10 protein-coding genes are annotated in these 12,626 nt (G+C 60.0%); 5 read left to right on the top strand and 5 right to left on the bottom strand.

Annotated features, from left to right (window positions below; translation table 11 throughout):
* Nucleotides 1–254: 254 nt before the first annotated feature.
* Entirely contained in the window at nucleotides 255–2,264 is a 2,010-nt protein-coding gene (locus IH881_08850; protein ID MCH7867796.1) for a pyrroloquinoline quinone-dependent dehydrogenase, read from the bottom strand.
* A 47-nt stretch (nucleotides 2,265–2,311) separates the two neighbouring features.
* Nucleotides 2,312–4,747 carry a pyruvate, water dikinase gene (locus tag IH881_08845; GenBank protein MCH7867795.1) on the bottom strand — a complete coding sequence of 812 codons (2,436 nt, stop codon included), beginning with the start codon at nucleotides 4,745–4,747 and terminating at the stop codon, nucleotides 2,312–2,314.
* Nucleotides 4,748–4,927: 180 nt separating this feature from the next.
* Between IH881_08845 and amrB the strand changes: the two genes are divergently transcribed.
* The 3 genes from amrB to IH881_08830 are packed head-to-tail and all read left to right on the top strand — an operon-like array spanning nucleotide 4,928 to nucleotide 7,460.
* A complete protein-coding gene (gene amrB / locus IH881_08840; GenBank protein ID MCH7867794.1) occupies nucleotides 4,928–5,779 on the top strand; it encodes an AmmeMemoRadiSam system protein B in 852 nt (283 codons plus the stop codon).
* 45 nt (nucleotides 5,780–5,824) lie between these two features.
* Entirely contained in the window at nucleotides 5,825–6,370 is a 546-nt protein-coding gene (gene amrA, locus IH881_08835) for an AmmeMemoRadiSam system protein A (protein MCH7867793.1), read from the top strand.
* Nucleotides 6,371–6,389: 19 nt separating this feature from the next.
* Nucleotides 6,390–7,460, top strand: a complete 1,071-nt coding sequence (locus IH881_08830; GenBank protein MCH7867792.1) for a COX15/CtaA family protein — start codon at nucleotides 6,390–6,392, stop codon at nucleotides 7,458–7,460.
* Here the strand turns inward: IH881_08830 and IH881_08825 are convergent.
* Nucleotides 7,448–8,854 (bottom strand): TonB-dependent receptor, encoded by a 1,407-nt coding sequence (locus tag IH881_08825; protein ID MCH7867791.1) that lies wholly within the window; start codon nucleotides 8,852–8,854, stop codon nucleotides 7,448–7,450. The two genes, IH881_08830 and IH881_08825, sit on opposite strands and share 13 nt — an antisense overlap.
* A gap of 150 nt (nucleotides 8,855–9,004) precedes the next feature.
* Nucleotides 9,005–11,311 carry a hypothetical protein gene (locus IH881_08820; GenBank protein ID MCH7867790.1) on the bottom strand — a complete coding sequence of 769 codons (2,307 nt, stop codon included), beginning with the start codon at nucleotides 11,309–11,311 and terminating at the stop codon, nucleotides 9,005–9,007.
* A 189-nt stretch (nucleotides 11,312–11,500) separates the two neighbouring features.
* Between IH881_08820 and IH881_08815 the strand changes: the two genes are divergently transcribed.
* On the top strand, nucleotides 11,501–11,836 hold the full coding sequence (locus IH881_08815) for a hypothetical protein (protein ID MCH7867789.1): 336 nt from the start codon (nucleotides 11,501–11,503) through the stop codon (nucleotides 11,834–11,836).
* A gap of 23 nt (nucleotides 11,837–11,859) precedes the next feature.
* Here the strand turns inward: IH881_08815 and IH881_08810 are convergent, their stop codons facing one another.
* Nucleotides 11,860–12,141: a glutathione S-transferase family protein gene (locus tag IH881_08810; GenBank protein ID MCH7867788.1), complete on the bottom strand. Its 282-nt coding sequence runs from the start codon at nucleotides 12,139–12,141 to the stop codon at nucleotides 11,860–11,862.
* A 225-nt stretch (nucleotides 12,142–12,366) separates the two neighbouring features.
* Here IH881_08810 and IH881_08805 point away from each other — a divergent pair, with 225 nt between their 5' ends.
* A complete protein-coding gene (locus tag IH881_08805) occupies nucleotides 12,367–12,600 on the top strand; it encodes a hypothetical protein (GenBank protein ID MCH7867787.1) in 234 nt (77 codons plus the stop codon).
* Nucleotides 12,601–12,626 lie beyond the last annotated feature (26 nt).

Raw genomic sequence — 12,626 nt, 5'->3', positions numbered from 1 at the left:
AGCCTTTGCTGAGGAGCCAGCTTGCTGCCTTTGCGCGGCCCGCCATGCCCAGAGGTCATGCGCTTCTGCAAGACATAGTCAGCGAGTTCGAGCTGCTTGATTACTGCCATGCCTCTACCGTAGCAGGAACGATCGCCCTTATCAACCCAATAATGCGTCAGATAAACAAAATAAACACAACTACAATTCGTGAACTTTCATCCACCCCCTGTCCGCGCCACCGCAATGCCCATCAATAACTACCACCCCCCTCCTCACCCCCCACCCGGCAACGCAAACGCCACCACCGAATCTCCCAGCTTCGTCTGCATCAATGCGTGACCGCCCGCGGCAATGACCACGAACTGCCTGGCAGCCTCGCTCGTGCGATAGGTCAAAGGCGTAGCTTGACCCCCGGCCGGGAGTCGACCCTTCCAGAGTTCTTCGCCAGTTTCGCTGTCGAACGCGCGCAGGTAGTTGTCCATGGCGGCGGCGATGAACACGAGACCAGCGGCTGTCACGATCGGACCCCCTTGATTGGGGGTGCCCAGCTTCCAGGGGATCGGCACGGGGGCGATATCCTCGGTCGTGCCGAGCGTAACTTCCCAGCGCACGTCACCACTCGCGTAGTCGATGCCGACAAGCGTGCCCCAGGGAGGAGGACTGCAGGGGAGGCCGAGAGGGGAAACAAGAATGTCTCTGCGCACGGCATAGGGAGTCCCGGCCTGGGGTTCGTTGTCGGGGCCCTTTCTCGTTCTGGGTTCCTGGGCCAACTCGGCGTCGGCTTCCTCGCGCGGCACCAGGATCAATTCGGCTGCGATCCGGCTCGTGTTCACGACCATGAGTTCGCGGTGCGCGTCAACCGCGAGGCTTCCCCAGTTGGTCCCGCCGAGAAAACTCGGGTACTGGAGCCAACCTTTAGTCGACGGCGGCGTAAAGGGACCGCTGAAATCCAGGGCTTCGATTTTTTCGCGACACTTCCCCCGGTCCCAAGGTGTGAGCCCCCAGGCGTCGCCGGGGGTGAGGTTGTGTGGATGAAGGGGCGGTGGGCTCGTGGGAATCGGTTGCGTCGGAGCGAGCACTTCGGATGCGACTCCACTGACCGAAACGGGACGTTCCTCTACCGGGAAGAGAGGCTCGCCGGTTTTCCGATTCAGATAGAAGATGTGGCCCAACTTCGTCGCCTGGGCGAGTGCCGGGATCATCTTCCCATGCCTCGGAAAATCGAAGAGAACCGGCTGCGCGGGTACGTCGTAATCCCAGACATCGTGGTGCACGGTCTGGAAGTGCCAGCGAACCTCGCCGCTGTCGGCGTCGAGCGCGACGACCGAACTCGAGTAGTAGTCGAGGCCGTTGCGGGAGCCGCCGTAGTAATCGGGTGCGGTATTGCCTGTCGGAACGAATACCAGATTCAATTCCGGGTCTACCGACAGGACCGACCAGGCGTTGGTCGTACCCCGGCGGTAGCGGACGAGGTTGCCGGCTTCATCGGTCGTCTCGATGAAACTCTCGCCGGGGGGCATCGGATCCCAACTCCAGCGCAACTCGCCGTTGTGAGCGTCGTAGCCTCGGATCACGCCGCCGGGGGCGTCCACGCGAATATTATCGAGCACCATGGCTCCGGTGACGAGCATGCCGTTGATCAGTGCCGGAGGTGAGGTCACGCCGTACTCGCCCGGATGGCGATCGCCAATGCCTTCCGAGAGATCAATGATTCCATTGTCGCCGAACCCCCGACACAGCTTGCCCGTCTTCGCGTCGATCGCGATCATGCGCGCGTCGAGGGTCCCCATGTAGATCTTTTCGCGACACGGCTCGCCGCTTGCGAGCTGAGTGTCCAGCCAATGCGAAACACCGCGACATGTCACGATGTACATCCCGGTGGTATCCACCTCCGAATCGAATACCCAGCGTTCTTCGCCGGTGTTCGGGTCGAGGGCCACAACGCGGTTGCGGGGCGTACAGACGTAGAGGGTGTCGCCGACCAGGATCGGGGTATTTTGAAAGGCCGTACCCAACAAGGTTTCTGCGCCGTCGTCGATATCACCGGTGTGGTACTCCCAGGCGATCTCGAGGGCGGCCACGTTTTTCTTTGTGATCTGGGTCAGTGGCGAGTAGCGCGAACCGCCGCCATTTCCCCCGTACGCGGCCCACTGGGCAGTGGGCCCCGAATAGTCGATCTCGATGGGGTCGCTACATCCCACGACCAGAAGCAGGAGCGCCGCGGTCGAAAGCGTGCGTGTCAGAAACCGAATACCGCGTCGAGGGTCGGGTGTGGTTCTCATCTTCAAGAACGGTATCGCCTGACTACGGCCAGGGCCATCGCCGGGTTTCAGTCGTCGGCCAACCGAACCAGGCCGCGGTCCGCGTCGAGTACGATACGATCGCCAGATTTGAACAACTGGGTGGCGAAGCGGGTATTGACCACGGCGGGCAGGCCGAATTCCCGCGCGACGACGGCGCCGTGAGACACGGCGCTTCCAACATCCGTCACCAATCCCGAGATCATGCTGAAGTATGGCGTCCAGCCGACATCGGTTATGGGTGCGATCAAGATTTCACCGCTCTCCAGTGACTCGGCTTCGGCGGGTGTATGGACCACCCGAGCGATTCCCACGACCACGCCACGGCTAACCGACGTTCCAGTGACGAAGTGGCCCTCGAGATCGTCCGGCAGTTCTGGAACGATCGGTACCGGCTCGCCCACAAAGACATCGGCAAATTGCAGGGCAGCCTGGGCGTCGAAAACGCTGCGTCGATCAACCGCCGCACGGGCGAGCCCCGATGCGTCTCCCGAAAACAGCGCTCCGAGTTCTTCGTGAAACAAGAAAAAGACCGCATCTTCGTCGGGTAAGAGACCTTCGGCCACCAATCTGCGCGCAAGTTCGCGGTACCCCTGTTTGAAGCGCGCGGTGACGGCGACCAAACCCGACTTGGTTTCTTCCCGCGAGCGCACGGTCTGGTGTGCCAGACGAACCAATGGCCCCAGTAACAAACGAAGAAATAGACCTTTGTCGCTGCCCTCTTCTCGCGCAGTCCGGTCCGGCTGATGCGCGCGGCTTCGGATTGCAAGTGGTTTTTGTGCATCTCGATCCAGCAACCTCGCGCGGCAGCTGACCCTGAGCGCCGTCACCAAGGGCAGCGGGTCTTCGCGCCATTCGGGTTGTCGCAGTTCGAGTTCCTTGATCGCGCGATGTCCATGACGATCGAGGTAGCGGCGGAATTCGCGACCCACTGCTGCGGACTCGCTGCCCATCAACCACGCAAGCGCAGCGTGATCGTCCAGCCCGGCCAATTGTTCGGCAGCGCCGGGTTGAGCGAGGGCTGCGTCCTGAATGCGAACCGCGCCTTCGGCGATATCGACACTTTCGACGCCCTCGGCTCCGGCGAGCAGAGCTGCGACTTCGCTGTGATGATCCGGACCGGGCTCGTCTCCCTGGGCGACGATTCCCAAGAGTATCGGCGCCATGATGCCCGAGGTCGCCGACGAAACCAGATGCCAATCCATCGCATCGAAGATTGCGTCAAACTTGTCGTCGATCGCGCGCCACATCGCCGCGGCACTCCCATCGGCGGGAGCAAAGTGCAGCTCGGCAATCAACGCCTTGAGTGATCGTCGCGCTCGGCGTTGCCCGAGCATGTATACGAAGTAGCCCGCGAGGTTCTTGAGCCTGCGCGGCCAGGGCGGCGGCGGCTTCATGACGATTTCAGGATCGGTGATGATGCGGCCACAAAGCGAAAGCGTGAGGCTGCTCGAATCTCCGCCGAACGTCTGGCTCGACGCATCACTCAAAGTGGTGAGGTTGAGAAAGAGATGCCCATAGGACATCGCGATGAACTTGAAATCTTTCACCAGTTCGTCCTGCACCCCCACCCGAATGTGCATACGCTGCATGCCCACGTCGATGCCCCGTGCCGTAAACGAATAGGAGAGCGGGGTACAGACGCCCGGGAACATCTCTCCGATGTTGCAACGGGTATAGACGTGGCTGGCGTCGATCCTCTCGGTATCGAGTTCGTTCAGATCCGGTCCGAGGGTTGTAATGGGGCGAGCTTGAAGCCACCAGATCTGGTCGTCGGCGTCGATGGCCCATTCGAGATCGAGAGGAGTGCCTCGCCGTGCCTCCGCTCGAATCGCTTCGGCGAGTAGTTTGCGCAGACTCTCGGGTTCAAGGATCGCCCGATCGCCCACCAGATCGGCGCGCAGCACCTCGCCTCTGCGATCGAGCACGTAGTGGTCGGGGGTTTCCAAGCCGCTGACCAACGCTTCCCCCAACCCCGGCACGACGTCAATCACCGCGTGTGCCCGGCGGTGACTCACAGGGTCGACGGTAAAGAGCACCCCAGCCGCGCGCGCTTCGATCATTCTTTGAACCACCACACACATATTCGCTTGCCCAGCGTCGTCCCCACCCAGGCGTGCGCGATAGGCACCCGCCCGCGCGGCGGAAAGCGACTCCAGGCATTGAACCACGGCGCGAGCCACGGCCTCATCGCCTTCGACGTTGAGCAGGGTCTCGTACTGCCCGGCGAAGGATGCCTCACCGCCGTCTTCGTCGAGCGCCGACGAACGCACCGCGACCTTGCCCCCGCCGAGTTCTCGGTAGTGATGCGCCAGATCGCTCGGCAGGTTGTCCGGAGTCGCGCCCAGGATTGCGAAGCCCGCGGGTACGCAAAGCCCCATGCCGTGCAGCTGCGCGAGGCCGGCGGCCTTGCCGCCGACGAGTTCGTCGCGAATGTCTTCCAGTCGAAAAATGACGGGATTCATGATTGGAAATTCATCACCGAGGCGTTGAAACCGCGGTCTGCGCGACTCCTGGAGATAGGCAACACATCGGTCGGAACCTTGCACCGTTCGAGGGCATATGACAACCCGGGACACTGCGAGCCCGGGCCGAAATCCATCTTCGCGCTTGACCGGAAGGGTTTAGGTGTTCAGACTAGGTCGGTGGCTACGGTCCGCCCGCCCAGCGTCGCAGGCTTCTTTTATCCGGACGACCCCCGGTCGCTCGAGCGTGAGGTGCGCGGATTTCTCGACGATGCCGAAACTGCGGCCAAAACTGCGGCCAAAACAGACTCCGAGACCGAGCAAGCCCCAACGACCCTCTCTCCCAAAGCGTTGATCGTGCCTCATGCGGGCTTTCGCTTTTCGGGGCCCATCGCTGCGTCGGCGTACCGTCACCTGGTTCCGCGACGCAAAGAGATCAAACGGGTCGTCCTGCTCGGTCCCTCTCATCGGGTTCCCCTCGAAGGCCTGGGTGCGAGTTCAGCCGAAGCGTTCGAAACCCCGCTCGGCAAGATTCCGCTGGATCGTGAGGCGACACTGCGATCGTTGAAGCTTCCCCAGGTGTCGATCAACGACGAAGCCCACGCCGATGAACACAGCTTGGAAGTTCAACTTCCCTTCCTCCAGATCTTGCTCGAGAGCTTCACCCTCGTCCCATTCTCAGTCGGCGATGCCAAAGGCAAAGATGTCGCCGAGGTGCTCGAAGAACTCTGGGGAGGAGACGAGACCCTTGTCGTGATCAGCTCCGACTTGAGTCACTACCTTTCGTACGCCGAAGCTCGTGCGCGCGACGCCGAGACCACCCGCGCGATCGAAACCCTGCAACCCGACCTGCTCGATTGGGAATCCGCCTGCGGTCGCGTGGCGGCCAGGGGTCTTCTGCTGACCGCCAGGGAAAAGAAACTTACAGTTCATACTCTCGACGTCAGAAATTCGGGTGACACCCAGGGCGGTCACGACCGAGTCGTGGGCTACGGAGCTTGGGCGTTCGTCCAAGCATTGGGCGAAAGGTAACCAGTACCGTTGCAGAGTGAGCGTTACGATCAACCGCAGCGCGAGATATTGCTCGAACTCGCGCACCGCTCGATCGAATGCGGTGTTTCACACGGCGCGCCCGCGTCGGTCGCGGTGAGCGACTATTCCGCCGCCCTCACCGCGGATCGAGCCTGCTTCGTCACCTTGCATCTCGATGGCGAGCTGCGCGGCTGCATCGGCAGTGTGGAGAGTTCTCGGCCGTTGGTGATCGACGTCGCCGAGCGCGCCTTTGCCGCAGCCAACAAGGATCCCCGCTTTTCGCCACTGCAAGCTCATGAACTCGATACCCTCGAGATCGAAATCTCGGTGCTCAGCCCGCCCGAGTTGCTCGACGTCGAATCGGAACAAGATCTCTTGAACCAGCTCCGACCCGGGATCGATGGTCTGATCCTGCAGGATGCCAGCGCTCGCGGTGTGTTTCTGCCAGCGGTATGGGAGAAGCTCCCGGATCCGGTCGATTTCTTGAAGCACTTGCGCAAAAAAGCGTACCTGCCGGAGGACTACTGGGCGAGTTCCCAACAGTTCTGGAAATTTCAGACGGAATCGTTTGGGAACCGCCACGGCAAGTGACTCGGGAATCGCGCAGGCGTTGGCTGTGCTACGCACCGCCTGGATGCAAACTGAAGCCAACGAACCCGCCGCGCACGACCGCGCGATCGCGTGCTGGCTCGGGTGTCTCTTTGCGACCCTGTTTGCCCTGGTGCTCGTCGGGGGCATCACCCGGCTCACGGGTTCCGGACTCTCGATGGTGGATTGGCGACCCCTCATGGGAGTGCTGCCACCGATCGGCGAAGCCCAGTGGCGCGAGGTCTTCGCTGCCTACAAGACTTCCCCGCAATACCTCGAAGTCAATCAATGGATGCAGCTCGACGACTTCAAGCGCATCTTCTTCTGGGAATACTTCCATCGCTTGATGGGTCGAACGATCGGCCTCGTGGCCTTCGTACCCTGGCTCTATTTTTCGCTGGGCAAACGACTCGCAAGCTGGCTCTCCTTTCGGGTAGTCGTTGCCATCGCACTCGGAGGCGTCCAGGGTCTACTCGGTTGGTACATGGTTCGCAGCGGCCTGGTCGACCGGCCCGAGGTCAGTCATCTGCGTCTGGCGGCACACTTGTTGTTGGCGTTCTTCATTGCGCAGTGGATTCTCTGGACCTTGTTGGACCTGCGTTGGGGTCGTGTGCCCATGACATCTGCCTTGACGAACATCCCAGTCCTTGGACTGCTGAGCATGGTCGCAGTCCAGATTCTCTACGGCGCGTTCATGGCGGGCACTCGGGCCGGCGTTCTCTTCCCGACATTTCCGGACATGAACGGCCTCTACGCTCCGGGACCGTTCTTTCCACACGCCTCGCTCACCCAGAACCTGCTCTACAGCCCGGTCGCCATTCACTACATCCACCGGGCCATAGGCTTTGCTCTGCTGGCCTACGCGACGGGATTGCTATTTGCACAACGTCGAAGTCAGCTCTCTCCAAACTGGGTCCAGTACCAGTTTGGACTGGTGCTGCTGCTTCAGTTTGTCCTGGGGGCCGCGACTGCGCTGTATCGGGCCCCCCTGCCCTTCGCAATCGCCCACCAGGCCGGTGCTTTCGCTTTGGCCTGCAGCGCGACTCTGCTCGCCCACCGCACGGTCGCCACCCGATCGGGCTATTCCTTGTAGTGGAAGAAGCCGCGCTCTTTGATGAGATCAGAAACTTCCTCGGGGACGGAGTCTTCCCAGGAATGGTCACCGGTGCTGATCTTCTTGAGCAACTCCCGGGAGAAGATGCTCAGACACTCTGAGTTGTAGCTCTCGAGTTGTGAGATCATTCCCCGCTCGACCAGATACTTGAACAGGTGATTCAGCTTGTTGGGAATCTTCAGATTCTTGACCTTGAGCAACTTCAGCGTGTCGGGATCCAAAAAGGGATAGACATAGATCCGCAGTTTGTTTTGAAAGAGTCGCCCGAATGACTCCAAGATGCCCCCATCGAGTTCCTGGTAGTGCCTCTCTTCAAACAGCTGCAAAACGCTTCCCGCTCCCATCGTGACCCCGATCGGGGCATTGGTATAACGACGGAAGTAACTACCGAGGCGGTAGTACTCGAAATAGTCCGAGACCATCACCACCTTCCCGACCGCACTGAGAAGGTCTACGCGCTGGAGAAAGTCGCGGATATCGATGTCGCCCTCGGACATCAAGTTGTTCATGGTGATTTCCATCAACTCGACAACGTCTCCTTCCTCGACATCATCTGCTGCAGAAAATTCTTCCCGCGCGGCACGAATCATGTCCAGGTTCACGTTCGAAACCGGACGAAAACTGCCCCGCTCGACCAGGATCGGTTTTTTGCGCAGGACCGCGGCGGGCTGGACCACCTTGCCGTCCGGACCAAACATCGCGGCCCGACTGAGGCCGAGTTGCACCAGTCGCAAGCTCATCGAGCGTTGTTCGACTTTCCGAAACTCGATCCCCGTGAATTCGATCATATCGATCTCGATACGCTCAGTACTCAGGGCGTCGAGCAGCGATTGGAGCAAGACTTCGGGTTCCGGAAACAGAAAACATGCGCCGTAGACCAGGTTGACGCCGACGATCCCGAGCGCCTCCTGCTGCAGCGTCGCTTCACTGTCCTTCATCAAGACATGGATGACGATCTGATTGTCAACGTCTCGGGGACGGCTCTGGAAGCGAATCCCCAACCAACCGTGGCATTGATTCGTGCCCTTGTAGTTTTGGGCCACCACGGTGTTGGCGAAGGCAAAGAAGGCAGTTTGATCGCCTCGCACAGCGCCCAGGCGTTCTATGCACAGGTTGTGTTCGCGCTCCAACATCGCTTCGAGTCTCTCGCGGGACACGTAGCGGTCACACGCGCCGTAGATCGCATCGCTGATTTTCATGTCGTAGGCGGAGATCGACTTGGCGATCGTTCCCGCCGCACCGCCCACGCGGAAAAACCACCGCGCGACTTCCTGGCCGGCGCCAATTTCTGCAAAAGTTCCGTAGCGCTGTGGGTCGAGATTGACCTGCAGTGCTTTTTGGTGTGTGTCAGTGACTTGTTGCTTGAGAATCACGGAGCTGACTCCAGAGTTGTCGCCTGCCCGCAGTAGTCTTGTCGCCCGGGGAGGTCTGGTTTCTCACAATCCAGTTAGCGGCCCAACGCGAGCTCGACTCGATCCGGATAAACCCTGAGAAAAGCTGAAAATGCGGCTATTCGGCGCCGATCAGAAGTTCGGACCCGGGATCTGAGCACCGCTCTGCACCGCGGCCTCGTCGATCGCAACTTCTTCGACCGAGTCTCCTGCGCGAATCTGGTACCGCGCAGCGGTGCGCGTCGATTCGGGCCGACCCCGGGTCGAATAAGGGAGCTGCAGCCGATAGCGCCCCAAGGCGTCGGCCTCGGTCACCATTTCAAAGCGGGTTTCGCGCCCGAGATTGGTCACGAGTTCGAGTTCAGCCACCACAAGACTGCGCGGGGGAGCGCTTCCCGTGAGTTCCACTCCCTTCACAAACTCGAAGATTTTGTACGCAGGCACCTGGGTGCCAGAAAGCGCGCGAACCTCGTAAAGCAGGCGGTAGCGACCCAATCGCGATCCATCTCCGTTGAACAGGGCGGTCGCCATGCTGCGCGACTCCGACATCGAACGGATCACCACGTAGCGAACCTTCAGGGATTCGAGAATTTCGAAAGAGCGCTCGGGTTCGGCGTCAAAAAAACTGCGGGCCAGCAAGAAATGATCGCGTCCAAGATCGTCGCCAAAATTTCCCATCACCGTGGGTCGGCGCGCCACGTACTTGATGAAGTGCCCCTCCCCCCAGCGTGCCAGCACGCCGTATTCGGGCTCGCCCTGAGAATCCAGGTAGCCCGCAGTGTCGGGGGTGTGGTGACGCAGCCAGGTCGTCATGTCTCGTCGCGCCAGATTTACTTCAGTTCGATAGTTGGGCTCGGGCGACACGCCGCCGATCGCACTCGCAATCCCGACCACGGCACCGCGATAGACCGCGAGACTGGGAGTGAGGAGACCGATGGCAACCAGGGTCATGCATCCGATGCGCAGGTTCCGACCGAGGGTGAACCGCTCGCCCAGTACGTCGTAGAGCTTCACCAGGGTGGCGCCCAGGGTGAGGGCCAATGCGATTGAGAACGTATTGAAGAAGCGCTTTTGCAACAGCGTGAACACGAACAAAACCAGTGCCCATCCCACGAACCCAAAGAGCGCCGGACGGTTGCCCTGGGTGTGCCACTCGAAACAGAGCCAGGCGATCGCGGCCGGAAACAAATATATGAAGTAAGAAAGCCGCGACGAGGCGATCTCGCCGGTGAACTTACCGTGCAGGACGAACAACGGAACCGACTCGCCCACCATGGACTGGAATGCGTCGGTGCGGCCGAGCCATTGCAGCGAATCTCGCACACTCGTCTCGAGTTCGGGAATGAACGCGACACTCGCTGCCAGCAATGCAACGCCGATCGGCAGCATTGCGGCGACTCGCAACGACGCGGATCCCGTGGACACCCTGTGAAACAGCAGCGAACCCGCTCCCGCGAACAATGCCAGCACCGCGAAGAACCAGGGTTGAAAGTTCGAGAGCACAACCGCGCTGTACCTGCCCCACGCGGACCATTGGTTGCCGAAACTGAACGGCGCAATCAACACGAAGGCGGTGAGATTTGCGACCAACAGACAATCGACGGCGCGCCTGCGCGTCTCGACCGTCGGCGACGCGACCCATAGAGACAGCATCGCAGCTTCGCCGAGTGCGACGTAGAGAAGCGCTCCGGGCCAAATTGCCAAGTTTGCGACGAGCAACGCGCCCAGGGCAGCCGCCGGGACCACCAGCGTGTCGCGCGCGCCACAACGACGCACCAGATCCATGGTCGCGCCGAGCAGCAGGGTCGCACCTAAAGCCACAACCACATGATGATCGAGGAAACCAATTTGCGAGTACCAGAAGTGGGCAGGAAGAACACTCAAAACCAGTGCTGAAACAAGCGCGACTCGCGCGCCAAAGTGACGCAGCGCAATTCGGTAGAGAAGCCACACCGTAAGCGCGCCGAGGATCGGTGGAAGCCATACCAGAACACGCTCGAAGTCTTGTTGGCGCCCAGCGCCCAGAGCGCCGCCTCCAAAAATGTAGAAGGGCCGAAGCAACAGCGCGAGAATCCAGTCCAGGGTTTGCGGCCAGATGGCTTGCGCGCCGGCCGGAAAGTTCAGATAAGGATCGTGTTCGAGTGTCTCGGGAAAGGAGGCGAGGTTGTATGCGATGCGCCGCAGGTGATAGTACGAATCGCTGTCCGTAAAGAGTGTCTGTCCGTCGACGAATACGTTGCGAATGGGCAGGCACCGCACCGCAAACGCCAACAGCACAATGCCCCACTGCACACGGGCGCGGGAAATCCGAGAATCTCGTTTGTCGCCTGTGCTGTCGTCATTCACTTGAGGATCGCTGTCCTTGCACCTGGCAAATGGCGGTAGATGGCATTCGCGCTCGGGTTCGATGGTATCCTCGAATTCGGTAGACGTAGACACTCCAAAGCAATCTACCGAAGCCAACCGTCACAAGATCGCCTACCCCTTGTCTCAGCGTACAAACCATTGGTTAATTCGTAGCATTACTAATCAGTATAAATTTGCCGATTCCCATAGGTGGAAATCGCATAAAAGTATGTAACAATTCATTTCGTAGATAGTTTTTACAAGCATCGAAAAGGCGACACCATGGCGGGAAAAAAGAAGGCCAGCAAGAAAGACTTTTGGGACAAGATGCTCTCTGCTCACAAGGTGAAGCGAATCCTCGAAAAGCGTGGTTTCGATGCCGAGGCGTTTCGGCGCGACTATGAAACCGACTCCAACCGGGGCCCGCGAAAGGCGTCGCGCCCATCGGATCGCGAGATCAGCGCCGTCGAAGCTTTTCTCAAGTCGGGAAACTATCCGGGCCTGCTGTCTTCATTGGGAACCGGGAGCCGACCCAAAGCCGACGCCGCGATCCGCCGGGTCGTCACCTGGAAGGGACAGGGCGGCGTGAAGACCGCTCGCCGCAAATCCGGCAGCTGATCCGATCCCAACAGACTCGTAAATCAATTGCGCGCGAAGTGTTCCCGCAAGTATTCGATGATGTCGCCGGATTCGTGCACCCACTGCGCTTCGCCGTCGCACGATTCGATTCGCAGGCAGGGCACCATCTGGCTGCCCGTCGCGCGGACGAGCTCCTCGAGATGCGAGCGATCGGTGGAGACATCTCGCAGCTCTACGGTCTCGCCCAATCCGGCGAGAAAGCTTCGTACCCGGATGCAGTAGGGGCAGCCGGAAAACTCATAGATCGAGAGACTTTTTTCTGCATGATTTTCTTGTTCAGACATTGGGCACGTCGTCCTTATCGTCCAGTAATCACTCGACTGTCTACCAATTCGGAGACAGCTTGGGCGTCGACAATTGGGCGGGAGCGACGTATTCCCGACTCTCCAGCGCCGAAACGCCGCCCTCGGCTGCGCATCCTCCTCCTGCAACCACCTGAATGTAAAGGATCTTGTAATTTTTGACCGAAATCGTCTCGATCGGCACGGCGGGTGCATTCGAAGATCCCCATGTCTATCGAAAACAACGCGTATTGTGGAGCAACGGAGCTAGATCTCCTGCTGCCCTCGAATCCGGCCCAGGAACTGGGCGAATTTGAACCCACATCTTTCGTGGAACTCATTCTCATGGCCTCTGAATTCAGCGAAGACGAGGGCGAAGTGCGCGATTTGGTCGACTCGCTGTTCCACAACGAACAATTCGAGTTGACGGACATACGCGAAGACCAACTTTCCAGCCTCTAGCAGGTTGTTGTCCCCTGGGGACTCGT

It is taken from the genome of Myxococcales bacterium, from assembly GCA_022563535.1.
Classification (GTDB): Bacteria; Myxococcota_A; UBA9160; order UBA9160; family UBA4427; genus DUBZ01.
Note: the sequence above shows the minus strand (reverse complement) of the source record. Positions and strands in the feature narration are given on the sequence as shown.

Excerpts from the sequence above, each read along its gene's own strand:
- IH881_08810 (MCH7867788.1), bottom strand. The coding sequence starts at position 12,141 with ATGTCTGAACAAGAAAATCATGCAGAAAAAAGTCTCTCGATCTATGAG.
- IH881_08815 (MCH7867789.1), top strand. The coding sequence starts at position 11,501 with ATGGCGGGAAAAAAGAAGGCCAGCAAGAAAGACTTTTGGGACAAGATG.
- IH881_08805 (MCH7867787.1), top strand. The coding sequence starts at position 12,367 with ATGTCTATCGAAAACAACGCGTATTGTGGAGCAACGGAGCTAGATCTC.
- IH881_08850 (MCH7867796.1), bottom strand. The coding sequence starts at position 2,264 with ATGAGAACCACACCCGACCCTCGACGCGGTATTCGGTTTCTGACACGC.
- IH881_08845 (MCH7867795.1), bottom strand. The coding sequence starts at position 4,747 with ATGAATCCCGTCATTTTTCGACTGGAAGACATTCGCGACGAACTCGTC.